This is a genomic window from Mesorhizobium sp. P2_H9, assembly GCF_056403215.1.
Genome location: NZ_JBFUFX010000003.1, coordinates 36,531 through 61,248, shown reverse-complemented (window position 1 = coordinate 61,248; position 24,718 = coordinate 36,531). Strand labels below are relative to the sequence as shown.

Genomic DNA, 24,718 nt, shown 5'->3' with positions numbered 1-24,718 from the left:
CCGGCCACGGGCTTGGAAATGCCATCAAAGCATTGTATTGAGCCGCCTCCAAATCACCGGCCGCAATCGCGGCCGCGCAAGGCCTTGCCAGGATAATCTATGGAAACCGTACTGATCGTCGTTCACCTCATGGTCGTCCTCGCGCTTGTCGGCGTGGTGCTGCTGCAGCGCTCCGAAGGCGGCGGCCTCGGCATTGGCGGCGGCTCCGGTTTCATGACCGCTCGCGGCGCGGCCAACGCTCTGACACGAGCAACGGCGATCCTGGCGGCGGCTTTCTTCGTCACGTCGCTGACCTTGTCCATCGTCGCCCGCTATGGCGAAAAGCCGATCGACATCCTCGATCGCGTCCCCGGCACCTCGGGTGGCGTGCTCAACCAGCTGCCCGGCACCACGCCACCAGCGCCACCGTCCGGCAACACCGCGCCGACGCCGCCGTCGGGCAATGATGCCGCCGCGACGCCTCCGGCAACGGCTCCTGCAGCGGCTCCCGCCACGCCGCCTGCTACCGATTCGGCGACACCGCCGACGGCCAATGGCGTCACCTTGCCGGTCACGCCGCAGGTCCCGAACCAGTAATCGGCGGGTCTGATGCCGCGATCTGTTGTTGTTTCAACACAGTCGCGGCAAATGCCACACGATCACGAAGATTCGACCATGCGCCACGCTTGAGGCCGCTCCTTCAGTTCGATTATAGATTGCGCGCGGCACTTTCGGCGTCCTTGGGGGACGCCGGGCGACGCCGTGGGCAACAAGCATTGAACGATCGGATCTTCGCCATGCAGCTTCGCAGCTTCATTTTCGCCGGCCTTTGTGCCGTGCTCGGCCTGAGTGCGCCCGCTTATGCGGCCATGCCAACGGGCAATTCGGCTCACAAGGCCGCAGTAACAACCGACATCGTCAACGTCGCCGCCAAGAGCGACGCGGCACAGCTGAAGCTTCTCAAGAAGAAGAAAAATCCGACGTCGGACGACCTTGCCCAGATCAGCAAGCTCGAAGCCAAGATCGTCGCCGACAAGGAAGCCGTCCGCGCCAAGGCGCTCGAGGCCCGCAAGCTGGCGATGCGCGACGCGGCGAAAGCCAAGGCCGACGCCGTACGCGAGGCCTTCCTTGCCAAGAAGGGTCAGTCCGCGGCAACGCAGGTGGCTGACGCCAAGGCAGCCACGAAGAAGACCAAGATCATCGAGCCGGTTGAACCGATCGAGCCAATCCAGTCGGCCGAGCCGATCCCGGCCGAGGCGATGAATGTCGCGCTGACCGGCAACAATGGCGAATTGCGCAGCGAGCCGATTGGGCAAAAGCCGCAGACCGGCGGGCTTTTCGCCGGCCTGTTCGGTGGTACGTCTTCTTCCTCGATGTCCTTGCTGCCTGAGACGCGTGCCCTCGACCAGGCGCTCGCCAAGCGGCAAGCCAAGAAGCAGTTTAAGGTGAAGCCCGAGTTCGTGCCGCAGGAAGTCGAATTCACCGGCTATAGCGCCGGCACCATCGTCATCGACACCAGCGCCCGCCGCCTCTACCTCGTCGAATCGGCCTTCACGGCACGCCGCTACGCCATCGCGGTCGGCCGCGAAGGCCTGCAGTTCAAGGGCACGGTCGCCGTCGGCGACAAGCAGGAATGGCCGCGCTGGATCCCGACGCTCGACATGCAGAAGCGCGAGCCGAAGCACTATGGCCAGTACAAGGACGGCATGCCCGGCGGCGGTCAAAATCCGCTCGGCGCCCGCGCCATCTACCTTTACGACGGCAAGAAAGACACCCATCTGCGCATCCACGGCACCATCGCGCCGCAGTCGATCGGAACCAGCGCCTCCAATGGCTGCTTCCGCATGATCAACGAGCACGTCATGGACCTCTACAGCCGGGTGAAAGTGGGCACCAAGGTAGTCATCATCTGACGCCTTGATCCATTCTGCCGAAAGGGCCGGCCTAGCCGGCCCTTTTGTTTTGCCTCGCACACGATCAGAGCGCCTTCTCTGGAAAAAGCCTTCGCGGCGGTTTTTTCTCTGGCGGAATCAATTCGGCCGCGTTAAGCGATGACTCCCATGGCGCGATATGTATTCATCACAGGCGGCGTGGTTTCCTCACTTGGAAAAGGCATCGCTGCAGCGGCCCTTGGGGCTCTCTTGCAGGCGCGAGGTTATCGCGCACGCATCAAAAAGCTCGATCCCTATCTCAATGTCGACCCTGGCACGATGTCGCCATACCAGCATGGCGAAGTCTTCGTCACCGATGACGGAGCCGAGACCGATCTCGACCTCGGCCACTACGAACGCTTCACCGGCCGCTCTGCCAACCAGCAGGACAACATCACCACCGGCCGCATCTACAAGAACATCATCGAGCGCGAGCGCCGCGGCGACTATCTCGGCGCCACCGTGCAGGTCATTCCGCACGTCACCGACGAGATCAAGAATTTCGTCCTCAACGGCAATGACGACTATGATTTCGTGCTGKKCGARATCGGCGGCACGGTCGGCGAYATCGARGSGATGCCKTTCYTSGAGGCGATCCGCCAGMTCRRCAACGACCTGCCGCGCAACAACGCTGTCTACGTGCATCTGACGCTGATGCCCTATATCCCGACCGCTGGCGAATTGAAGACCAAGCCGACCCAGCATTCGGTCAAGGAACTGCGCGGCATCGGCATCGCGCCTGACATACTGCTGGTCCGCGCCGACCGTGCCATCCCCAAGGAAGAGCGAAGAAAACTGTCGTTGTTCTGCAACGTCAGGGAAAGTGCTGTCATCCAGGCGCTCGACGTGCCGCACATATATGACGTGCCAATGGCCTATCACAATGAGGGGCTGGATTCGGAAGTGCTGGCCGCCTTCGGCATCGACCCGGCGCCGAAGCCGCGCATGGAGCCCTGGCAGAAGGTGTCCAACCGCATCCACAATCCGGAAGGCGAGGTGACGATTGCCGTCGTCGGCAAATACACCGGCCTCAAGGATGCCTACAAATCGCTGATCGAGGCGCTGTCGCATGGCGGCATGGCCAATCGCGTCAAGGTCAAGCTCGACTGGATCGAGAGCGAGATTTTCGAAAAGGAAGATCCGACGCCGTGGCTGGAAAAGGTCCATGGCATCCTGGTCCCCGGCGGCTTTGGCGAGCGTGGCTCGGAAGGCAAGATCCTGGCGGCCAAGTTCGCCCGTGAGCGAAAAGTGCCGTATTTCGGCATCTGCTTCGGCATGCAGATGGCCTGCATCGAGGCGGCGCGTTCGCTGGCCGGTGTCGAACATGCCTCGTCGACCGAGTTTGGCCCGACCAAGGAACCGGTCGTTGGCCTGATGACCGAATGGCTGAAGGGCAACATGCTGGAGAAGCGCCGGGAAACCGGCGATCTCGGCGGCACGATGCGGCTCGGCGCCTATCAGGCTGACCTGGCCAAGGGCTCGAAAATCGCCACCATCTATGGCGATACGCAGATTTCCGAGCGCCACCGCCACCGCTACGAGGTCAATGTCGACTACAAGGAGCGGCTCGAGGATTGCGGCCTGGTGTTTGCCGGCATGTCGCCCGACGGCGTGCTGCCGGAAACGGTCGAATATCCTGACCATCCCTGGTTCATCGGCGTCCAGTACCATCCGGAACTAAAGAGCCGGCCGCTCGACCCGCATCCGCTGTTTGCCAGCTTCATCGAAGCGGCAGTGGAGCAATCGCGCCTGGTATAGGCGCTGGCACCGATGCAGGCCTGTGTCGCACTGCTCTACAGCATCATCCTGGGCGAGGGGCGTCGGGTTGTCATGGCTGACCTCAAGGCGATGGCCGAAGGCCTAGGGCTGAAGAATCCGCGCACGCTGCTTGCGACCGGCAATCTGGTCTTTGAGGCGCGGGCGACCGATATCGCCAGGCTTGAACAGCGGCTGGAAACGGCCTTCGAAAAAACCTTCGGCCGCCACGTCGATATCATCGTGCGCACGGCCGAGGAATGGCTGAAGCTCGCCGCCGGCAATCCATTCCCGGGCGATTCTGCCGCGGCAGGCGACCAGGTGGCCGTGCGGGTGATGCGCAAACCTGCGCCCGCGGAAGGCGTGGCCGCGCTGCAGGCCTACGCCGCCGAGCACGAGAAGGTACAGCTGGTCGGCGGCGACATCTGGGTTGTATTTTCGCGCGAGAGGCCAAGTTCGCGCCTGCTCGCGGCAATGAACCACAAACGCCTCGGCATCGGCACCGCGCGCAACTGGAATACGGTGCGGAGGTTGGCTGAGATGGTAGGAGGTTAGGTCTTCCCTTCTCCCTTGTGGGAGAAGGTGGATCGGCGCGTAGCGCCGAGAAGGATGTGGGGTGTTGGAAGAAACGCGGCGCTGAAAAACAAAGCACTCTCAAGCGCTTAATTCTTCAAGGTCGCGATCCGTCCAACACCCCTCATCCGACCTCGCTTCGCGAGGCCACCTTCTCCCACAAGGGGAGAAGGCTAGCCGGCGCTCAGGCCTTCGCCGTCTTGGCGCCCGCACCCAATGCCATGCTGCGCAGCACATAGTAGATGGCGCCGGCGATCGCCACGCCGAAGAACCAGCCATAGACGCCCCACCACGACGGCAGCACGGTGGTGAAGTTGGGCAGGATCGAGGAGAAGATGGCGCCGATGCCGGCAGCGATGAAGGCATTGACGTGCCAGCCGCCCTGGAAGCGGAACTCGCCGTCTTCCCTGTAGAGCGCCTCGACGTCGACCTCGCCCTTCCGGATCAGATAGTAGTCGACCATCATCACCCCGAAGATCGGTCCCATCGTCGCGCCGATGACGTTGACGAAGGAGGCCGCACTGCCTTCCCAAGGCGCGAAGGGGTAGAGCACCAGCGCGATCACAGCCGCGATATAGCCGCCCTTCTTGAAGTCGATCTGCCGGGGAAAGACGTTGGAGAAGTCGAAGGCCGGCGAGACGAAATTCGCCACCACGTTGATGCCGAGCGTTGCCACGGCGAAGGTCAGCGCCGCGAGCGCCGCAAGGAACCAGCTGTCGAATTTCGCCGAGATCTGGTCGGGGTGCAACAGCACTTCGTGGTAGACGTCGAAGGCGGCAATTGTGGTGACGCCAGCGACAAGCGAGAACAGGATGAGGTTGATCGGCAGGCCCCAGATATTGCCCTTGCGCAGCGACGCCTTGTCGGGCGCATAGCGGGCAAAATCGCAAAAATTGAGATAGAGCGCCGAGAAATAGGTCACCCAGATCGCCGCCACCGCAAACAGCGATGTCCACGACCCCGGCGTGCCGGGCACACCCGCATCCTTGGTCTTGTCGAGCAGCACATCCATCGGGATGTCGCTGGTGAAGGCAAATCTCCCTGACTTGACGCAGAGATAGATGGCCAGGACCAGCATCATCACCCACACGGCCGGACCGGCCCAGTCCTGGAAGCGGCGCACCGTTTCCATGCCGTTCTGGATGATCAGCAGTTGCAGCGCCCAGATGACCACGAAGCAGATCACTTCGAGGCCGGTATGGCCGAGGAAATGCGTGTTGGCGTTGAAGTCGGCGAACCATTGCGAGCGAATCAGAAGCGCAACGATGGCGCCGGATGCCGCCGCCGTCTGCGCGCCGTACCAGAAACAGGCAACGATGGCTCGAACCAGCGCCGGAACGTTGGCGCCCCAGATGCCGAAGGAGGCGCGGGCAAGTACGGGGTAGGGCACGCCGGTTTTTACGCCGGCATAGCCGACCATGTTCATCAGCACATAGATGATCAGCGAGCCGATGCCGATGGCGATGATGAAGTTGACGAAGCCGCCGCAGAACAGGAACAGGCTGGCAGCGAGATAGTATCCCCACAGGCTGTGGACGTCAGACGTCCAGACGTTGAAGATTGAAAACGGTCCCCAGTTTCGAACCGTCGCCGGCGCGAGATCCTCATTGTACAGGTCAGGCGATGCGCCTTGTATGGTCACTGTGAAATCCTCCCCTTGAGCCGAACGCACCACCATGCGTTGGCTGCGCGCAGGTTAGGCCTGACGCAGGGGAACCGGCAAGCAACCCATTTGCCGGCTTTGACCTTAAAGATATTCAATGCAAATCGCGCTTATCGATCAGCTTTTATGGGTGATCGGCTGATTCAACGGTCGCGCTTGATTCGAATTTCTGCCGGCTTGGCGATCAATCTCAGGATACCGGCGATTTTTCGAAATTGGCGGCAAGCCAGCCTATGGCGCTGGTCACATCGTCGAGCACGTATTTTGCCGCGGTTGGCCCACGCGGCCTGACACGGATGGAGATGCCGCCGGCTTCGTTGATCGCCTCGAATCCGTTTTCATCCGGCGCGTCGTCGCCAAGGAAGACAGGCCGTCGCCCGGCAAATGGCGGCATTGCCATGAACCGCCGCACGGCCGCGCCCTTGGCCGCCTCGAGCGGCATGAGTTCGACACCGGCATTTCCCGGGATCACCCGATAGCCCTTGGGAAGCTCCGCCAAAGCCTTTTCGACAAGTTGGGTTGCCCGGGCCAGCAGATGCGGTGCCGCGCGGGTATGGATGGCGAGGATCGGGCCTTTGCGCTCGACATAGACCTTATGCCTGCCCAGTTCGGCCTCGATCTCGTTGGCAAGGGCGGCGACATCGGCCGGAGCGTCGGCAACTTCGACAGGGCCGTCAGGCGTCAGCCGATGCTCCAATCCGTAAAGACCGGCAACGCGCAGCTTCAGCGGATGAAACAGCCTGTCGGCGGCTCCAACCGAGCGGCCTGTGATGAAGGCGACGGCGCCATCGAGTGTTTGTTCGATGGTGCCGAGAAGCCCGCGCAATTCGTCGCTGACGGACACCGCATCGGGGTGATCTGCATGTTCCAGCAAGGTGCCGTCGATATCGAGGAAAAGCGCCCAGCGCCCCTCCGGCAATTCTGCTGCCGACAGCTGTTGGAGGCGCCTCACGACGCCACCTTCCGCTTGCGCTCGAAGATGGAGATGATGTTGTCGGTGTTTGAGGGCCGCTCGGTGCTGCCCGTCGCCCGGTCGAGATCGCCGCGTTTGCGCAGGCGCGCCGCGTCCAGAAGCATGGAGCCGGCCCAGCGGTAGACATTGTTGTCGCGCACCATTTCGCGCATCGGGCGCATGCGATCGCGCTGCTCCTCCGGCGACATGGTCAGCGCCTGCAACAGCACCTCGCTCATCATCGCCGCATCGTAGGGATTGACGATCAGCGCCTCCAGCAGTTCGCGCGAGGCACCGGCAAAGGTGCTGAGCATCAGCACACCCTGTTCGTCGTCGCGTGCGGCGACGAATTCCTTGGCCACCAGGTTCATGCCGTCGTGCAGGCTGGTGACCATGCAGATGTCGGCGGCGCGGTAGATCTCGTAGACCTGTTCTTGCGAATGATGCTCGGCCACCATGATGATCGGTCTGTAGCCCTCGCTGCCATAGCGCTGGTTGAGCTCGTCGGCATAGCGCAGGCATTCGTCATGGAGCAGCTTGTAGGCCGGCAATGTGCCGCGGCTGGGCGCGGCGATCTGCAGGAAGACCAGTTTGCCCACCCATTCCGGGTATTTCATGAACAGCTCGTCCAGCGCCTGGAAACGGTCGAGAATGCCCTTGGTGTAGTCGAGGCGCTCCACGCCGACGGCCAACTTCACGTCCGCTTTCAGGCCGAACCGCTCGCGCAGACGGGCGCGGCATGCGTCGACATCAGACAGTTTTGCCAGGAGGGCGGCCGGCCATTCGATGGAGATGGGATAGGCGTGCACCAATGTCGTCTGGCCGCCATAGGAGATCGCCGCATCCGCCCGTTCGATGCGGCTTTCCAGGAATCGATCGACGCTCTCGGTGAAGTTGTTCGCATGGAACTGGGTGTGGAAGCCGATGATCGAGCTGCCGAGCAGCCCGTCCAGGATCCGCTCCCGCCAGGGGCAGATGCTGTACACCTCGGAATTCGGCCATGGGATGTGCCAGAAGGTGATGACGATCGCCTCGGGCAGCCGCTCCCGGATCATCCGCGGCAACAGCGCGAAATGGTAGTCCTGGACCAGCACGATCGGCCGCTCGTTGCGCGCTTCGGCCACCACCGTATCGGCGAACTTGCGGTTGACGGCTTCATAGGCCTCCCAGTCCGAGACGCGAAAGATCGGCCGGGTGAAGGCGATATGGCAAAGCGGCCACAGGCCTTCATTGGCGAAGCCGAGATAGTAGCCCTGATGCTCCTCCTCGGTCAGCCAGACCCTGCGCAGCGTGTAGGAGGGATTGCCGGGCGGCACCTGCACGCGGTCGTCCTTGTCGACCGTGAGACGGTCTGCTGTTCCGCCACCATAGGCGATCCAGGTGCCGGCGCAGGCGCGGGTGATTGGCTCGAGCGCCGAAACCAACCCACTGGCCGGGACCAGCAATTCGATGCCACCATCATCCTTGGTGTTGTGGATATAGGGCTCGCGGTTGGACACCACGATGACCTGCGCCTCCGGCAGGTCGTCGGCCAGGATCTTGCGCAAGGTCTCGGGCGACCATGTCACCAGCGCAGCATCGGCCGATTGGCTGTTCTTTTCGAATTCGCGCATCACCTTGCGCGCCGCTTCCGCGGCCACGTCCTCACCGGCAGTGCGTTCAACCGCCGGTACGTGACTGCGGCGCTGCCGAGATATCGAGAACACCACCGCGAGGGTGGAAAGACCGAGACTTGCCAGGATCAGAACCCAAAGCAGCTCTACGCCATAATCTGTCATTGAATGCCAACTCACTTTCGGCCGTTCGGCGGCCGGTACTTCTTGTCTCGAATTTGAAACCGCTCGTCGGCGACATTGTCGCCGTTGGAACTCGTATTTGTGCAACGCACAAACATGCGGTCTGGTTCCGGCCACAGTCCCGTCCGGATCATGTTCTGACGATCAGCGGCACCAGCCCTTCATGGCGGTCGGCGAGAAACGCGACGACGCGGTCGCCGACCCGCTGGAACGTCAGGTCGACCTTTGTGTCGCCAACGCCCAGATGGCGCAGCGTCAGCGTGTCGATGCCGATCGGCAGCCTGGGGCGGGTAACTCGGATCTCGCCGTCCCAGCCGTCGATCTCCAGCCCGAGACAGGCCTGCATCAGCATGAAGGCCGAACCCGCCGACCACGCCTGCGGCAGGCAGGCGACGGGGTAGGCGATCGGCGCTTCGCCCGGCGCACGGGTAAAACCGCAGAACAATTCCGGCAGCCGCATGTTGAAGTGGACGGCGGACTCGAACGTGCCGCTCATCAGCCGGACCACGCTTTTCCGTTCGCCATAGCGCGCCAGGCCGGCGCCGCAGAGCGCGGTGTCGTGCGGCCAGATCGAACCATTGTGATAGGACATCGGGTTGAAGAACACGGCATCGTCGGCAAGCGTCCTCAGCCCCCAGCCGGAGTGGAAGGAGGCCGAAAGCAGTTGGTCAGCGACCAGCTGTGCCCGCGCCGGCTCAGGCAGCCCGACAAAGAGCAGATGCCCGGCATTCGAAGTCCTGACCTTGCAGGGCTCGCCGGCGCCGTCTATCGCCAGCGCATAGAAGCCGAGGTCGTCCAGCCAGAAATCGCGTTCCACCGCCGCCCGCATGGCCTCGGCGCGGTCGTCCCAGTGATCGGCCTTGTCGTCCTCACCACGACGGCGCGCGAGCTTCGCCAGGCCTCGGAAGGCAGCAAAGACATAGCCTTGCACTTCGACCAGGGCGATCGGCCCCTTGGGGATGCGGCCATCGGCATGAAAGACGGAGTCAAAACTGTCCTTCCAGCCCTGGTTGGCAAGGCCGGATTCGGCGGCGCGCTGATAGGTGACGAAGCCGGTTTCGCGGCTTGCCGCTTCCGTCCATTCGGCGGCGGCGCAGAGCGATGGCCATAGGCCGTCGATGAACGCCATGTCACCGGTGCGCTCGGCATAGGCGCAGGCCAGGTGGATGTAGAGTGGCGTCGTGTCGACGCCGCCATAATAGCGACCGAAGGGAAGCTCGCGCAGCGCCGCCATTTCGCCCTTGCGGGTCTCGTGCATGATCTTGCCTGGCTGTGAATCGCTGAACGCCAGCGTTTCGGTCGCCTGGTGCTGAGCAAGGAAGGCCAGCACACCGCGCGCCAGGCCGGGGTTGAGCCACAGCATCTGCAGCGCCGAGATGACGCCGTCGCGGCCGAACGCCGTCGAAAACCAGGGAATGCCCGCATAGGGGTAGGGGCCGGTCTCAAGCTCGGTGGTCAGCAATGCGACATCGGCGCGGGCACGGGCGATCCAGTCGTTGAAGACACGGCCGGAACTGTGCACCGTGGCGCCATGACGGCGCTTGGCACGCATGCCGAAGCGGGCGCGAGCCGCGGCAGCACGGAAACGGTCTCGGTCCGGCACGTCCGCCACCTGTGGACCAACCTCGACATAGAGCACCTCGCTGCTGCGCTTGGCCACGGCGAGCAGAAACTCGGCACGGTCGGCCGCCAGATGATCCGGCGCCTGCGAAAACGATATGGCCGACGCGCGCGCCAGCCCGTCCAGTCCGTCATAGCGCAGCAGGACGGATGTCGCCTCCGTTTCCGCTGCATGGGCCATGCCGCGCTTGGCCCTTGTCGAGCCGCGCACTTCGAACATGTCGCGGAAATCGGCGGCAAAGTGCAGGCAAACGCTGATGGTGGCGTTTTCCCGGCTGTAGTTCGAAAGGGTGATGCGCTCGAACAGCCGGTCCTGCCAAAGCAGCCTGACGCGTTCGATATGGATGGCGCCTTGCGGAATGTCGCGGCCGGCGGCGCTCTGCATCGGCAAATTGGTCAGGTTGCTGGTGAACAGCACATTGTCCTGGCTGAGCGAGGCGCCAAGCAGCGATGTCGGCCTGCCGCCGACGGTCAGCCGGAATTCGGAGAGCACGCGGGTGTCGTCGCGGAAGAAACCGTCGCCGGCGCCCCTGATATCGCCATAGGCATCGGCAACGACAAAGCAGTCGCCCTGCTTGAGCGCGAACAGCCGGTGCGGCTCACGCGGGGCGGTAGCGTCGAGCGACGCAAGCGCTACGGCGGGATCGAGCGTGCGCTCGTCGAGCTGGTTCATCCGCCAACAACTCCGTCGAATTCATTCCACGTCCTTGACCACGCGACGCCGCTCACGAAGCTCTCGCTTCCTGGACGCCGATCAGGCGCTCATAGGCGGCGACGTAGTCACGCGCCATTCGCATGGCGGAGAACCGTTTTTCGAACGCTGCACGCACCTTGCGCCTGTCGAGCCGCAGCAAGCCTGGCACCGAGGCGACCGCATCTTCGATCGTATCGACGACGAAACCGGTCACACCAGGATCGATGATCTCGGGCAGGGCGCCGCAATTCCAGGCGATCGTTGGGGTGCCGCAGGCCATCGCCTCGATTGCCGCTAGGCCGAACGGCTCCGGCCAGTCGATCGGAAACAGCAGGCCGGCCGCATTGCCGAGAAACGCCGCCTTCTTGTTTTCCTCGATCTCGCCGACATAGTCGACGCGGTCGCCGTCGATCAGCGGCGCGATCTTTTCGTGGAAATAGGCGCGGTCATCATCGCCGATCTTGGCCGCCAACTTCAGTTTCATCCCGGAGCGGGAGGCGATTTCGATGGCGCGATCGGGGCGTTTGTCCCGAGAAAGCCGGCCGAGGAAAGCAAGGTACGGCTCTTCTGCCGCGGTCTCGAAAGTCGGCTGGTAGATATCCGTCGGCAGTCCGTGATGGATGGTCGCCAGCCAGTTGGCGTTGGCAAGACCGGTTCTCTGGTTGCGCGAGATGGAAATCATGGGAAAGCGCGGAAAACGCTCATAGGCGGGCGCCAGATCGACATAGTCGAGCCGGCCATGCGGCGTCGTCACCGTCCGCTCCGCCATGCCTTCGAAGAAAGGGAAATGCAGGAAATGACTGAGGTGAAAGTGAATGATATCAAATTCATGAGAACGCTTCCTCACCTCGGAGAGCATTGCAAGATGTGCGGCGGTTTCCGACTTGAGCGGGCGCGGGTCGAGACGAAGCGCGCGCTCGCGCCCCGGCACCAATCGTGCCGACGTCCGGCTGTCGCCACTGGCGAACAGGGTCACCTCATGGCCGAGTTCGACCAACGCTTCGGTCAGATAGGAAACGATCCGCTCTGTGCCGCCATAGAGCCGGGGCGGCACGGATTCGTGCAGAGGCGCGACATGGGCTATCCGCATGGTATGAACTGTCCCTCGAAAATCATCACAGGACCCCAATGCGTCAGCCGGCCTTACGTTCCGCACAAAACCACGAACGCACGGCAACGACGTCCGGAGCGCACATTATTTTTGAGGTTCCGCCGATTCTTCTGGAACCAAATGGCCAGTCGTGAGTTTAATGGGGTTCGATCGAGCGGAGGCGATCGACCCGGGAGGAATACGATGGATCGCTTGCATTTCTTTACGCCGGTGCGCATTGCGCGCGGGCAGGGACATCCAGTGGAAGAAGTCGATAGCGTTGCCGAAGCGATGGTGTTTTTGCAGAAATGGCCGGCAGGGCGGCGCGGGCCAGTATACCAATGCGCGCTGAATTGCTGCTCAGCTGCCCTTTCGGGCCGGATGTCCGCCGAAGAAGCACGGAAGGCTTTTACCGGCTTTGCCCGCATCACCCGCCTGCTTGACGACGACATGGCACTGCCTATGGGCGGCGGAAACATGGACGGCGTATACGCGCTGAGGCGATAGGGTCATTTGTTTTTGCGATTTCGACGCCGCGCCCTGGCCGGTGCCGGCGTGGCTTTGTTTGTGCATATCATTCGAGGCCGCTGCCTGTTCGATTGCACATCACCTCACATACTGTGACAGCATTCGTGCGACGCTTGGCGTAGCGTCATCGCCACCGCCCGGAGAAACGACAATGCCCAAATGGCTCAAAACGTTTTGGGGACGGCCGGCGCCATCGCCATTGCCATCGTCTGGGCGGTTGTTGCCACCATGATGGGCGCGCCCTCCATCTTGATCACCGTGGGAGCCGTCGCCATAGGCGCAGGCATCTATACCTATTTCAACCGGAATTCGGACTGACCACCATCAAGCAGGACTTTGTGCGATGCCGCCCCGGGAAATACGTCAACGTCAAACGCTTGCTTACTTTTCTCGAGCGGTCGATCGACGCGGGTACACAGTGGGTCGTGTTCGAGCTGACATGGAAGTCTCCAAGCTCGCGCATTCAGCCGCGCTTTTTGAATGAATATATGTTCATTCATTGCTTTGCTCAGTGTCCGTGTCAAGCGAAGCGCGCTTGCTTTGCATGCACTTGGCCAAGACAATCCGCATCGCGGCGTCAAACCTCGCCCCAAAATTGCGACGACTCGTGACCAAAAAAGTGCTGGCTGCCCAATACTTATGCAGTCGAGGTAATGAGGGCCTGCGTGTTAAGTTCCTGGTAACTCTCTCAAGTCGACGACCAAATAAGAGTTTGGCTTCTCCTGCCTACCGTAGATGCTAGGGCTGGCATCGAGCGAGACGAGGAGACCAGCATGGCCACCGTCCTGAACGCCAAAGGCGTTCCACTCTCCTACACCGGGTCCTCGACAAAGTGGTACTCGGCGACCAATTCCGGCCCGACACTCTATGGCAGCATATACAACGACACCATCTACGGCGACGCCAGCGTCAGCGTCACGATGTATGGCGGCAAGGGCGACGACATCTACTATCTGTATTCCACGAAGAACAAGCCGGTCGAGCTGGCCAATGAGGGTGTCGACACCATCTCGACCTGGATGAGTTATCGGCTGCCGGCCAATTTCGAGAACCTGACCGTCACCGGCGACAAACACTATGCTTTCGGCAACGCGCTAAACAACATCATTACCGGCGGCGCCGGCCAGCAGACGCTCGACGGCTTGCAGGGCGATGATGTTCTGAAAGGCGGATCGGGGGCGGACATCTTCGTCGTTACCCGGGGCAACGGCAGCGACCTGATCATGGACTTTGGCGCCGACGACACCGTGCGCGTCGGGAGCTACGGCTTCACCTCCTTCGAGCAGGTGCAGGCTAATATGGTCCAGTCGGGCGCGAATGTGCGGCTCAATCTTTCCAGCACCGAGTTTCTGGTTTTCGCCAACAAGACGGTCGGCCAGTTCACCGCAGGCCAGTTCGATCTGGCACTGGACAGGTCGCATCTGGAACTTACTTTCTCCGACGAGTTCAACACGCTGAGCCTCAGGAACGGCTCGAGCGGCACCTGGGACACGAACTTCTGGTGGGGAGGCGAGAACGGCAGTTCGCTCACCGACAATGGCGAGCTTCAATGGTATATCGATGCCAACTACGCGCCGACCAGTTCCGTCCATCCGTTCAGCGTCGACAACGGGGTTCTCACCATAACCGCCGCCCGGGCTGCGGAAGCGATCCAGCCCTTGATAAACGACTACAAGTATACGTCGGGCCTGCTGACGACCCACGATACCTTCGCGCAGACCTATGGCTATTTCGAAATCCGTGCCGACATGCCGGAGAAACAAGGTGTGTGGCCGGCCTTCTGGCTGCTGCCGGCGGACGGTTCCTGGCCGCCGGAACTGGATGCCATCGAGATGACCGGCCAGGACCCTAACAAGCTCCTCCTGACTGGCCACACGAACGAGACGGGAGCGCACACAACCGTGGGCGCGACGCCCTATGTCGCGGACACCGCAGGCTTCCACACATACGGGGTGCTGTGGACGCAAGACGAACTGGTCTGGTATTTCGACGACGTCGAAGTCGCCCATGCCGCAACGCCTGCCGACATGCACGAGCCGATGTACATGCTGGTCGACCTGGCGGTTGGCGGCATCGCGGGAGCACCCGCCGACGGGCTTGCTACGCCCGCGGAAATGCACATCGACTATGTTCACGCTTATGCGCTGGGGGATTGGTTTATCTAGGCGCAACAGCTGATGGTGAGGCCGGTACGGACACGTTCGTCATCAAGCCTCGGCAATTTCCATTTATTGCATTGCTGCCTGAGACTGAACAGGAACTGATGTGAAGGCGACGACGCAGTCCAATCCATCCGAACCGCCGCGAACAACGCTCGCGGCGGTTTTGGCTTCGTTTCGACGCGCGTTCGCCGGCATCGCGTTGATGAGCGGCGTCGTCAACATCCTGGCGCTGACCGGCTCGTTCTTCATGCTGCAGGTCTATGATCGCGTCATCCCTGGCCGTAGCGTGCCGACGCTCGTCGGGCTTGCCGTGTTTGCCGCCACGCTTTTCACCTTCCAGGGCGTGCTCGAGCTCATCCGGTCACGGCTGCTGGTGCGCATCGGCATGGCGCTCGACGCGCAGCTGAGCGGGCAAGTCTATGCCGCCCTGATGCGCCTGCCATTGCGCACCAAGCTCGCCGGCGATGGCCTGCAGTCGTTGCGCGATCTCGACCAGGTGCGCTCGTTTCTGTCGAGCGCCGGTCCGACCGCGCTTTTCGATCTACCGTGGATGCCGCTGTATCTGGGTATTTGCTTCCTGTTCCATTTCTGGATTGGCATGGCTGCGCTCGCCGGCGCCGTCATTCTCTTTGGCCTGACATTGCTTGCCGAAATGCGCACACGAGAGCCGACGAAAAGGGCAAACAGCCAGGCCGCGGCGCGCAACACGCTTGCCGAGGCTACGCGCCGCAATGTCGAGGTTCTGCAGGCCATGGGCTTTGGCTCACGTATCGCCGAGCGCTGGTCGGGCATCAACGCCGACTATCTCGACACGAATGCGAAAGCGAGCGACCTGGCGGGTACGCTCGGTACGATCTCGAAGATCCTGCGGATGATGCTGCAGTCAGGTGTGTTGGCGATCGGCGCCTATCTCGTCATTCATCAGGAGGCGACGGGCGGCATCATGATCGCCAGTTCGATCATGATGGGTAGGGCGCTCGCACCTATCGAACTGGCCATCGCCCACTGGAAGGGTTTCGTCACTGCCCGCCAGGCTTGGGCTCGGCTGACGCAGCTTTTGGCCCTGCTTCCCGAAACTGCAACAAGTGTCTCGCTGCCGGCGCCCATATCGGCGCTTTCGGTCGAAGGCATCAGCGTCACGCCGCCGGGCGAGCGCCGTGTGGTCGTGCAGGATGCCGGCTTGGCGCTGGAGAAGGGCGCCGGCCTCGGCATCATCGGGCCGAGCGCATCCGGAAAATCCTCGCTTGTGCGAGCCATCGCCGGTATCTGGCTGCCGGTGCGCGGAACCGTCAGGCTGGACGGCGCGACGCTCGACCAGTGGTCGCCCGAAGAGCTTGGCAAGCATGTCGGCTACCTCCCGCAGGACGTCCAGCTGTTCGACGGCACCATTGCCGAAAACATATCGCGCTTCGAACCCCAGGCGCCCTCGGACAAAATATTGGCGGCGGCACGCGCTGCCGGCGTGCATGATCTCGTTGTCCATCTGCCGGAAGGCTACGAGACGCGGATCGGTGAGGCCGGGTCGGCGCTTTCGGCTGGCCAGAGACAAAGGGTGGCGCTGGCCAGGGCTCTCTATGGCGATCCGTTCCTGGTCATTCTGGATGAGCCCAACTCCAATCTCGATTCCGAAGGCGAAGTAGCACTCACGGTGGCAATCCAGGGCGTGCGTGAAAGAGGTGGCATTGCCGTCGTCGTGGCGCATCGGCCAAGCGCGCTGGCAAGCCTTGACCAGGTGCTCGTCATGGCCGGCGGCCGCGTGCAGGCCTTTGGCCCCAAGAATGAGGTGTTGAACAAGGTGACCCGCCCGGCAGGCGTCCCGTTGAAGGTCGTCTCCGGCCCCGAAGAGGCTACATCCTGATGGCGGAACGCGCTGCATCCGCGATTGACAGGACCATTCGGCGCTATCTGCTGGGCGGTGTCGCCGCCTGCGTCCTGCTTGTTGGCGGCGCGGGAAGCCTTGCCGCCGTCACAGAGCTTTCTGGAGCCGTCATCGCCTCGGGACGATTGGTCGTCGATTCCAGCGACAAGAAGGTGCAGCATCCAACGGGCGGCGTGGTCGGTCAAATCCTGGTCCGGGAAGGCGATGCCGTGCAGGCGGGGCAGGTCCTGATCCGTCTCGATGAAACGATCACCCGCGCCAATCTGGCCATTGTCACCAAGAGCCTCGATGAATTCGATGCCCGCCTGGCGCGCCTTGAAGCCGAGCGCGACGGCGCCGACGTCATGGCCTTTCCGGCGTCGCTCATGTCGCGGCAAGCGGAACCCGAGACCGGCCGCGCGATGGCCGGCGAGCGATCCCTGTTCGAGTTTCGCAGGCAGGCCCGCGCTGGCCAGAAGGCTCAGCTGGCGGAGCGTATCGCTCAGCTTGTCGAGGAGGTCTCCGGCCTGACCGAGCAAAGAGACGCCAAAAGCCAGGAAATCAAGCTGATTGGCATAGAGCTCGAGGGCATGCRTAAACTTTGGCAAAGCAAGCTGGTCTCGATTGATCGCATAACCGCGCTCGAACGCGATGCCGTGCGCCTGGAAGGCGAGCACGGGCAGCTTACAGCGGCGATCGCGCAATCGAAGGGTCATACATCCGAAATCCGCCTGCAGATCATCCAGGTCGACAAGGATCTGCGCAGCGAGGTTGCGACCGAGCTGCGCGATGTTCAGGCAAAGATCTCCGAGCTCGTCGAGCGCAAGGTGTCGGCCGAGGACCAGCTCAAGCGAATCGACATACGAAGCCCGCAAACCGGCGTGGTTCATCAGCTTGCCGTGCACACGGTCGGTGGTGTTGTTTCTCCGGGAGAGCTGATCATGCTCATCGTACCGGTGGCAGACGAACTGACCGTCGAGGCACGCGTGGCTCCCCAGGACATCGATCAACTGAGGCCAGGGCAGGGCGCAACGTTGCGGCTGTCGGCCTTCAACCAGCGAACGACGCCGGAGCTCAACGGAACCGTCAGCAAGATTTCCGCTGATCTCAGCATCGATGAGCGAAGTGGTGCCAGCTTCTATACCGTGCACGTCGTTTTACCGCGCGAGGATCTCACCAGGCTCAAAGGATTGCCGCTGGCACCGGGAATGCCGGTCGAGGTGTTCTTTTCGACCAGCAGCCGCACAATGCTTTCCTATCTCGTGAAACCCCTGGCCGATCAGATCCAGCGGGCGTTCCGGGAGGAGTGAACTGCGTCTCGGCCTTCAGCTCGACACCACGGTCAGCGTCGGCGACGGCCAGTCGGTGCAGGCCAGGGGCCGCGCGGCCTGGGTGCATGAGTTCGAGCCCGACCGCTCGGTCAAGCCAAGCTTCCAGGCGGCGCCAGGCTATCCGTTCGTGATCGAGGGGGCCGCTGCCGCTGAAGACGCAGTCGCCGTCAACGCCGGCTTGAAGGTGAACTGGAGCAACAAAACCTCGATGTTCGCCGCCTTTGACGGCAAGTTCGGCGAGGGCATGCGGACCTATGGCGGCAATGTCGGGTTCAAGCTGAACTGGTAGGGATTGGACCAACTAGCGAGGCTACGATCCGAATAGCGGTGGAAATACTTTTACGATTTCCGCGCGGAATATCTTTAAACCTGTTGGCGAGATACCTACGTCATTTCTTGTAGTGTCTATCAAGGCAACACCGATGTGAGATAACTCACGGCCACGCCGCCCCCACTGGGGACTCGGGACGCGCGGTCATTTTCCCAGACAATGAGCAGCCCAAACGTTCGACACGCCCTTGAGTTGGTCGGGCGTATCGGCGCGCGATCTCCCCACTTCATCAATCAACACCAACCGGGTGGCCCTCGGGTGAACGAACCCGCGCGCCCCACAGGAGCGAAGAAATGGAAGCCCTGCAATATCTCGGCCCGATCAAATGGACGGCGATCGAGGTAGCTGTAACAGTCATCGTGCTGGCAATACTGTTCAGGTGGAGCGGCGTGGTCCGCTACATCCCAAACGACAGGCTTGGCATCCTGGAAAAACTATGGAGTTTTCGCGGCTCCATCAGCAATGGCTTCATTGCGCTTGACCGAGAGGCAGGCTACCAGCCGGAAGTCGTGCGCGGCGGCCTGCATTTCTTCATGCCGTTCCAATATTCGATGCATCGCGCCAATCTTGTAACCATCCCGCAGGGGCAGATCGGCTATGTCTTTGCCCGTGATGGCAAGCCGCTGCCTCCGACGCAGACACTTGCTTCCAACACCGAAGCCGATGATTTCCAGGATGTACGCGGCTTTCTGGAAAAAGGCGGACAGAAAGGGCCGCAACGCAAGATCCTGCGTGAAGGCACCTATGCAATCAATCTCGCACAATTCATCGTGCTGACCGCCCAGTCGATCTATGCCATCAATCTGAGCTCGTCGGAACAAAGCCTTTTTTCCAATATGTCCAGCATGATCTCGGAGCGGGGCGGCTTTGAGCCGGTCGTCATCCATAATGCCGATGACATGATCGGTATCGTCACCATCCATGACGGTCCGGCCCTGCCGGACGGCGAGATCATCGCACCGACCGTCGCCAACGATCCGAACGACCCGAACTTCCACAACAATTTTCAGGACCCGGAGAAGTTTCTCAGCGCCGGTGGCTACCGTGGCCGGCAGCTGCAGGTGCTGGCCGACGGTAGCTACTTCCTCAATCGCATTTTCGCGACCGTCGAACTGGTCGGGAAGACGATCATCGATGTTGGTACGGTGGGTGTCGTCGTCTCCTATAACGGCCGCCACGGCACGGATATATCCGGGCAGGCATACCGTCACGGCGAGCTGGTCGAAATCGGCGCCCGCGGCGTCTGGTCAACGCCGCTTCTGCCAGGCAAGTATGCGTTCAATACCTATGCCGGCAAAATCATCACCGTGCCGACCACCAACTTCGTGCTCAAATGGACGAAGGAGCAGTTTGGCGAACACAGACTGGACGAGAACCTGTCTGAAGTGTCGTTGATCACCAGGGATGCGTTCGAGCCTGTGCTGCCACTCTCGGTCGTCGTGCATATCGACTATATGAAAGCGCCGCTCGTGGTGCAGCGTTTCGGCGACATCAAGCGGCTGGTCGAACAAACGCTCGATCCAATGGTTTCTGCCTACTTCAAGAATATCGCCCAGACAAAGACGCTGATCCAGCTTTTGCAGGAGCGTAGCGATATCCAGCGCAAATCGGGCGAGGAGATGCGCGAAAAATTCAATACCTACAGCCTCGAGCTGCAGGAAGTGCTGATTGGTACGCCCCGTGCTGCCAATGGCCAGAACAGCATAGAGCAGATCCTGATCCAGCTGCGCGATCGCCAGATCGCAGTCGAAAAGGTCGAGACTTATAAATTGCAGGAGAAGGCGGCCATTCAGGAACGCACGTTGCGTGAGAAGGAGGCGCTGGCCGAACAGCAAGCCAAGATCACGACGTCGGCACTTACCATCGAGATCAGTGAGAACGAGGGCAAGGCGCAACTCGCCCGCACCCGCCAGGAGGCGGAAACCATTCAGGTCACTGCCAAGGCGGAGGCCGAGAAGGTGCGCCTCGGCGGCCAGGGCGAGGCCGACATGATCAAGGCCATCGCGCTTGCCGATGCCGAACGCATCAAGGCGACCGGTTTTGCGGAAGCCGAGAAGGTGCGCGCCATCGGTCTGGCGGAGGCCGAGGCCACCGAGAAAAAGGTCGCGGCCTTCGGCGGCCCGGACTATCAGCTCAACTCGCAGGTTCTCATGCGCTTCGCCGAAGCGATCGAGAATGGCAGGCTGCCGCTCGTGCCGCAGATCCAGATCGGCGCTACCGGCGGCGAGAAGGGGGCTGCCAATGGCCTTGTCGAAATGATGCTTTCGATGCTCGTTGCCGACCGGGTTGGACCGCAAATCGTACCGGATGAGATCGCGGCACCCGTTGAGGAGGAATCCGTTGCGGAGGATTGATTGAAACTGGGCCGGTTGTACCGGCCCATTTCTTTTCCATTTTCGTTCACACTAAGGACCGGCCCACTTCGGCCCTGACGCTATTTGCCGACGGCGTTGATGCCCGCTGCTGCCGATTGGCGAACTTCTGAATCTTAGGCTAGGCTATAATAGAGGGCGACTAGTAGGGTCGAGTAGACTGCAAGAAGAGGGAAGCGCTTGGGTCGCATTTTAGTAACGGTCATCGCAGCAATCTGCTTCACGATTTCGGCTGCTTCGGCCGGGCAGGAAGAGAAAAACATCGATTACTTGGCGCGTATGGCGGATGGCAAATTGCATCGGGCTGCAGCAATTTCAGGCAACATCTATGGCGTGTTGAAAAGGTGCCCGGCGCTGAGCCCAAGCCCAAGTGGAAAAGCCATGATGGCAGTCTCCATCCTTTTGTATCACGGGCTAGATAAACACCTGGCACCCAATCCAGCTAAATTCGAAAGGGCTATCCGCGTGTTTGAAGACGCTTACCGCAAGGCTGCTTTGGGTAAGGTTGATTGCAGGGCCGAGAAGGCCAAGGACCGAGATAGTTACCGGTAGATGTGTGCCTTCGGGCCACTCCATGTCGTGCGTTGCCAGCATCGACCGCAGATTCTCCAGTGCTCAAAGAGTCATCGGTCCAACACCATGGGGAGCCGTTGCCATAGGCGCGGGCATCTACACCTATCTCAACCGGAATTCAAACTGAGCCACTCGGTGCCTGGGTTGATGAATAGCCTCGAAAACGACCGAGGGATTTAAGCGGTCCCGAAACGGTTCCGAAAACTTCCGAAACGTCTAGTATGCCCACATGCAGGGGACTCGCATCGCTTTTGGTCCGTTCGTACTCGATCCCGACATCGGGACGCTCCTTAAAGAGCAGATCCCGATCGCTGTTGGGCATCGTGGGCTGACACTGCTTGCTGCGCTGACGGCACGGCCCGGCGAGATCCTGACCAAGGCCGAACTGATGGACGCTGCCTGGCCGGGCACCGCCGTTGAGGAAGGCAACCTTACCGTCCAAATCGCGACACTAAGAAAGGCACTCGGTCCGGCTGATAACGGCGGCGAGTGGATCGCCACGGTGCCTCGCGTCGGCTACCGCTTCACCGGGACTGTCGAGCCGGTGGAGAGCGCATCCCTCAGACCGACACCGCCGTCCGGCAAGCCGTCGATTGCGGTGCTGCCTTTTGCCAACTTGAGCGGCGATCAGGACCAGCAGTATCTCAGCGACGGCATAACCGAGGACATAATTACGGAGCTGGCCAGGTTCCGCTCCCTCCTCGTCATCGCACGCAATTCATCTTTTCAGTTTCGCCATCCGGCATTGGACATTGCCGAAGTCCATAGCAAACTCGGAGTTCGCTACCTCGTCGAAGGCAGCATACGAAAGCTCGGTGATCGCATTCGGATCACCACACAGTTGATTGACGCCGCCACCGGCACCCACCTTTGGGCCCAACGGTACGACCGGGCCCTCGACGACATCTTTGCATTGCAAGACGAGGTTGCGGCTCTTATCGCCTCGATGGTGGAAGGCCAAACAGAGGCCGATTCGGCGAGCCGGACCAGACGCAAGCCTCCGGCCGATTGGGATGCATACGACTACTACCTGCAGGGGCGCGCGCACTTCCAAAGGTATGAACTGGACAAGTCCGAGCCCCTGTTCGTCCGAAGTGTCGAGCTCGATTCGACGTTCGCTCAAGGCCACGCCTTTCTCGCGCAGGCCCTCGTTGGCAGATTTTGGTACGACAACAATCCGCGCACGCTACAGAAGGCCTGGGACTCGGCACGAACGGCGCTCGCTCTCGACAGGAGCGATGGCGTCTGTCACCAGAGCATGGGGCTGGTGCTTACGCACATGCGCCAGCACAGCGATGCGGGGGTGCATTTCGGGCAAGCGCGCTCGTTGAACCCGCTAGACGTGAACATAGCGGGGGACTACGCAAGCTGGCTCAACTACGGCGGACGGGCCGAGACGGCGCTGAACGTGCTCGAAACTGCGCTCCAGCGCGACCCGTTACCTCCGATATGGTTCTGGGAGGTGAAGGGCAGCTCCCTCTTCCTGCTTGGAAGGTACGCGGAAGCCGTCGGTTCGTATCAGAAGGCCGGCGACCAATTCTTCATTCATGCCTTCCTCGCAGCGGCGTACGCGCATTTGGGCGAGACGCAGAAGGCGCGCGCTGAAGTCGAGAAAGCACTGACGAGGAAACACGACCTGACTCTCCGGCTGTTTTTAGGTTTCCCGTTCGCCGACCAAGTCGGCCTCGAGCTTTTCATGTCAGGCTTCAGAAAGGCCGGTTTTCCCGCGTGAAGGCAGGGTCCAAGGCCAGCTGTGGCTAGGAAAATCGCGCGAAATCACCTAAGTCAGCGAAAAGCCGCAAGGATCGAGGCCGCGCGAGTTCCCGGGAATGCAAGACAAGACAAGCGATTACAAAAGATTCCGGCTTTCCGTTGCCCCCATGATGGATGGGACAGATAGATGAATAATATCAGATAGTTGCGGGAGTCCGTGTGCAAAAATCGCACACGAAAGTTCTGCTTCTCTTCTTTTTCCGTTCCCACGACGGAGCCGCCGACAGCCCTTTTCGGACGCTCTTTTGCCGACGATATTGGCCGCTCCTATGCGGATGTTCGCCGGGATATCCGTGAACCTGATTGTCCGAAGCGGCGTCCAGTTTGCTTGGGGTTCCTGGAAGCTTTTTGAACTTTCTAGGTCGCTCCGCAGTCCGAATTGCGGGTGCTCATGGACCAAGTAGGATACTAGATTCGGCTTTTGCGTGGCTCTGGAAGGGATCGACCCCCTGGCACGTTGCGGCCCGATAGCGCGACAGCACGACTTCCAAGTACCATGTTTTTAACGGCAGCTTCGCGCCCAATTGTCGCCGTTCAGCACCCCAAACGCTTTATCCCAAAAGCTACCCCTTCTGCCTGTTCGATAAATCCAAATGCTACGAGCCAGTGAGGAGACGCCTTGGCACACGGTCGAGCGAACAATCACCTCGCCCTTGGCGACCAGTGGCAGAAGCAGACCGGCTCAGCTCAAACGTGTCAGTCAATCATCGGGGTAGACGAACCCCTTCGCCATCGATGCTAGCCCGTTGCCAGATTATGGCATCCAGTCGTCCCACGACGGCTCCGGTCCAAAGCGGCGAGCGAGGAATTCGACGAAAAGGCGGACTCTTGCCGAAAGCGGTCGCGCATCAAGGAAAACGGCATAAATGCCAAGCTCCTCGCACATATGGTCAGCCAACAGAGGCACAAGCCGTCCGCCCTTCAGATCCGCGCCGACAATAAAGCTCGGCAGTCGCACGATACCGCCGCCGGCGAGAGCAATTTCGTGTAGAAGCGTGCCGCTATTTCCTTGCACCCGACCTTTGATCGAAATTGCCTGTTCTCTTCTTGCCCCTTTGAACCGCCACGTGGCGGAATCGGTGTCCGGAAGATGAATTAAACAATTGTGATGTTTAAGATCCTCTGGCCTCTCCGGGACGCCATACCGTTCCAAATAGGCAGGGGCAGCGCAGACAACACGGCGGCACGGGGCAAGTCGGCGTGCGATAAGATCCGAATCCGGTAGCCGCGTGATGCGAATGGCAAGATCGCAGCCCCCATCCATCAGATCAACCAAATTGTTGTTAAGGACCGCCTCGACCGAAACCTCGTCGTACTGCGCGTTGAAGTCCGTGATAGCGCGCGCGAGATGCACCCCACCGAAGGCGACTGGGGCGTTGACGCGGATCAGCCCGCGTGGCGCCCTCTGCTGCTCGATCGCTTCGCGCTCGGCGTCACTGATTTCGGCGAGGATCTGCCGGCAACGGTCATAATAGGTCCGCCCGGTTTCCGTGAGCCCCAATCGGCGTGTTGTGCGATTGAGCAACCGGATGCCAATCCGCGCCTCCAGTGCGCGAAGATGTTTGCCAACCATCCCGGCTGATAGGCGGCTCGCCCGTGCCGCCTCGGCGAGGCTACCGAGTTCTACTGCTCGAACGAAGACTTCCATGCCGGTCAGCCGGTCTGCCATCTCATGCACTCCTGGTATCGATTGAATGATCGATTTAGCCCATTATCAGCGATGCGGACCATAGTTAC

19 protein-coding genes are annotated in these 24,718 nt (G+C 61.2%); 13 read left to right on the top strand and 6 right to left on the bottom strand.

Annotation, left to right across the window (positions count from 1 at the left end):
* Positions 1–99: 99 nt before the first annotated feature.
* The 4 genes from secG to AC1DXN_RS06175 all read left to right on the top strand — a co-directional run bounded on the left by secG (position 100) and on the right by AC1DXN_RS06175 (position 4,220).
* Positions 100–576 carry a preprotein translocase subunit SecG gene (gene secG, locus AC1DXN_RS06190; protein ID WP_477247071.1) on the top strand — a complete coding sequence of 159 codons (477 nt, stop codon included), beginning with the start codon at positions 100–102 and terminating at the stop codon, positions 574–576.
* Between the two features lie 200 nt (positions 577–776).
* On the top strand, positions 777–1,892 hold the full coding sequence (locus tag AC1DXN_RS06185; RefSeq protein ID WP_477269688.1) for a L,D-transpeptidase: 1,116 nt from the start codon (positions 777–779) through the stop codon (positions 1,890–1,892).
* 138 nt (positions 1,893–2,030) lie between these two features.
* Positions 2,031–3,668 (top strand): CTP synthase, encoded by a 1,638-nt coding sequence (locus AC1DXN_RS06180; RefSeq protein ID WP_477421502.1) that lies wholly within the window; start codon positions 2,031–2,033, stop codon positions 3,666–3,668.
* 12 nt (positions 3,669–3,680) lie between these two features.
* The gene (locus AC1DXN_RS06175) at positions 3,681–4,220 is read left to right on the top strand and encodes a DUF1697 domain-containing protein (RefSeq protein ID WP_477269692.1); all 540 of its coding nucleotides are present in this window, start codon (positions 3,681–3,683) and stop codon (positions 4,218–4,220) included.
* A 202-nt stretch (positions 4,221–4,422) separates the two neighbouring features.
* Here the strand turns inward: AC1DXN_RS06175 and AC1DXN_RS06170 are convergent, their stop codons facing one another.
* The 5 genes from AC1DXN_RS06170 to AC1DXN_RS06150 all read right to left on the bottom strand — a co-directional run bounded on the left by AC1DXN_RS06170 (position 4,423) and on the right by AC1DXN_RS06150 (position 12,053).
* The gene (locus tag AC1DXN_RS06170; protein WP_477269694.1) at positions 4,423–5,880 is read right to left on the bottom strand and encodes an NCS1 family nucleobase:cation symporter-1; all 1,458 of its coding nucleotides are present in this window, start codon (positions 5,878–5,880) and stop codon (positions 4,423–4,425) included.
* A 211-nt stretch (positions 5,881–6,091) separates the two neighbouring features.
* Positions 6,092–6,853: a trehalose-phosphatase gene (otsB, locus tag AC1DXN_RS06165; RefSeq protein WP_477269695.1), complete on the bottom strand. Its 762-nt coding sequence runs from the start codon at positions 6,851–6,853 to the stop codon at positions 6,092–6,094.
* Positions 6,850–8,631, bottom strand: a complete 1,782-nt coding sequence (locus AC1DXN_RS06160; protein WP_477269697.1) for an alpha,alpha-trehalose-phosphate synthase (UDP-forming) — start codon at positions 8,629–8,631, stop codon at positions 6,850–6,852. Before AC1DXN_RS06160 ends, otsB begins: the two co-directional genes overlap by 4 nt.
* A gap of 148 nt (positions 8,632–8,779) precedes the next feature.
* On the bottom strand, positions 8,780–10,942 hold the full coding sequence (locus AC1DXN_RS06155) for an amylo-alpha-1,6-glucosidase (RefSeq protein WP_477269700.1): 2,163 nt from the start codon (positions 10,940–10,942) through the stop codon (positions 8,780–8,782).
* A 52-nt stretch (positions 10,943–10,994) separates the two neighbouring features.
* A complete protein-coding gene (locus AC1DXN_RS06150) occupies positions 10,995–12,053 on the bottom strand; it encodes a glycosyltransferase family 4 protein (protein WP_477269702.1) in 1,059 nt (352 codons plus the stop codon).
* Positions 12,054–12,257: 204 nt separating this feature from the next.
* On the opposite strand from AC1DXN_RS06150, the gene AC1DXN_RS06145 reads away from it, so the two are divergent.
* The 9 genes from AC1DXN_RS06145 (at position 12,258) to AC1DXN_RS06105 (ending at position 22,940) form a co-directional block, all read left to right on the top strand.
* On the top strand, positions 12,258–12,560 hold the full coding sequence (locus AC1DXN_RS06145) for a DUF982 domain-containing protein (protein WP_477269704.1): 303 nt from the start codon (positions 12,258–12,260) through the stop codon (positions 12,558–12,560).
* A 180-nt stretch (positions 12,561–12,740) separates the two neighbouring features.
* On the top strand, positions 12,741–12,899 hold the full coding sequence (locus tag AC1DXN_RS06140) for a hypothetical protein (protein WP_477269705.1): 159 nt from the start codon (positions 12,741–12,743) through the stop codon (positions 12,897–12,899).
* Positions 12,900–13,354: 455 nt separating this feature from the next.
* On the top strand, positions 13,355–14,746 hold the full coding sequence (eglC, locus tag AC1DXN_RS06135; RefSeq protein ID WP_477269707.1) for an endo-1,3-1,4-beta-glycanase EglC: 1,392 nt from the start codon (positions 13,355–13,357) through the stop codon (positions 14,744–14,746).
* A gap of 100 nt (positions 14,747–14,846) precedes the next feature.
* Positions 14,847–16,601, top strand: coding sequence for a type I secretion system permease/ATPase (locus AC1DXN_RS06130; protein ID WP_477269709.1), 1,755 nt, complete (start codon positions 14,847–14,849; stop codon positions 16,599–16,601).
* On the top strand, positions 16,601–17,911 hold the full coding sequence (locus tag AC1DXN_RS06125; RefSeq protein ID WP_477421500.1) for an HlyD family type I secretion periplasmic adaptor subunit: 1,311 nt from the start codon (positions 16,601–16,603) through the stop codon (positions 17,909–17,911). Before AC1DXN_RS06130 ends, AC1DXN_RS06125 begins: the two co-directional genes overlap by 1 nt.
* Positions 17,880–18,221, top strand: a complete 342-nt coding sequence (locus AC1DXN_RS06120) for an autotransporter domain-containing protein (RefSeq protein WP_477421517.1) — start codon at positions 17,880–17,882, stop codon at positions 18,219–18,221. Before AC1DXN_RS06125 ends, AC1DXN_RS06120 begins: the two co-directional genes overlap by 32 nt.
* 335 nt (positions 18,222–18,556) lie before the next feature.
* Positions 18,557–20,617 carry an SPFH domain-containing protein gene (locus AC1DXN_RS06115; protein ID WP_477269713.1) on the top strand — a complete coding sequence of 687 codons (2,061 nt, stop codon included), beginning with the start codon at positions 18,557–18,559 and terminating at the stop codon, positions 20,615–20,617.
* A gap of 198 nt (positions 20,618–20,815) precedes the next feature.
* Positions 20,816–21,187, top strand: coding sequence for a hypothetical protein (locus AC1DXN_RS06110; RefSeq protein WP_477269715.1), 372 nt, complete (start codon positions 20,816–20,818; stop codon positions 21,185–21,187).
* A 250-nt stretch (positions 21,188–21,437) separates the two neighbouring features.
* A complete protein-coding gene (locus AC1DXN_RS06105; RefSeq protein ID WP_477269717.1) occupies positions 21,438–22,940 on the top strand; it encodes a winged helix-turn-helix domain-containing tetratricopeptide repeat protein in 1,503 nt (500 codons plus the stop codon).
* 795 nt (positions 22,941–23,735) lie between these two features.
* Here AC1DXN_RS06105 and AC1DXN_RS06100 read toward each other — a convergent pair.
* On the bottom strand, positions 23,736–24,650 hold the full coding sequence (locus AC1DXN_RS06100; protein ID WP_477269719.1) for a LysR family transcriptional regulator: 915 nt from the start codon (positions 24,648–24,650) through the stop codon (positions 23,736–23,738).
* Between the last annotated feature and the right edge of the window lie 68 nt (positions 24,651–24,718).

What these genes read in the sequence shown, in the direction of transcription:
- secG (WP_477247071.1), top strand. Translation starts at nt 100, where the DNA reads ATGGAAACCGTACTGATCGTCGTTCACCTCATGGTCGTCCTCGCGCTT.
- AC1DXN_RS06185 (WP_477269688.1), top strand. Translation starts at nt 777, where the DNA reads ATGCAGCTTCGCAGCTTCATTTTCGCCGGCCTTTGTGCCGTGCTCGGC.
- AC1DXN_RS06175 (WP_477269692.1), top strand. Translation starts at nt 3,681, where the DNA reads ATGCAGGCCTGTGTCGCACTGCTCTACAGCATCATCCTGGGCGAGGGG.
- AC1DXN_RS06160 (WP_477269697.1), bottom strand. Translation starts at nt 8,631, where the DNA reads ATGACAGATTATGGCGTAGAGCTGCTTTGGGTTCTGATCCTGGCAAGT.
- AC1DXN_RS06155 (WP_477269700.1), bottom strand. Translation starts at nt 10,942, where the DNA reads ATGAACCAGCTCGACGAGCGCACGCTCGATCCCGCCGTAGCGCTTGCG.
- AC1DXN_RS06150 (WP_477269702.1), bottom strand. Translation starts at nt 12,053, where the DNA reads ATGCGGATAGCCCATGTCGCGCCTCTGCACGAATCCGTGCCGCCCCGG.
- AC1DXN_RS06145 (WP_477269704.1), top strand. Translation starts at nt 12,258, where the DNA reads ATGGATCGCTTGCATTTCTTTACGCCGGTGCGCATTGCGCGCGGGCAG.
- AC1DXN_RS06140 (WP_477269705.1), top strand. Translation starts at nt 12,741, where the DNA reads ATGGCTCAAAACGTTTTGGGGACGGCCGGCGCCATCGCCATTGCCATC.
- eglC (WP_477269707.1), top strand. Translation starts at nt 13,355, where the DNA reads ATGGCCACCGTCCTGAACGCCAAAGGCGTTCCACTCTCCTACACCGGG.
- AC1DXN_RS06115 (WP_477269713.1), top strand. Translation starts at nt 18,557, where the DNA reads ATGGAAGCCCTGCAATATCTCGGCCCGATCAAATGGACGGCGATCGAG.
- AC1DXN_RS06105 (WP_477269717.1), top strand. Translation starts at nt 21,438, where the DNA reads ATGCAGGGGACTCGCATCGCTTTTGGTCCGTTCGTACTCGATCCCGAC.
- AC1DXN_RS06100 (WP_477269719.1), bottom strand. Translation starts at nt 24,650, where the DNA reads ATGGCAGACCGGCTGACCGGCATGGAAGTCTTCGTTCGAGCAGTAGAA.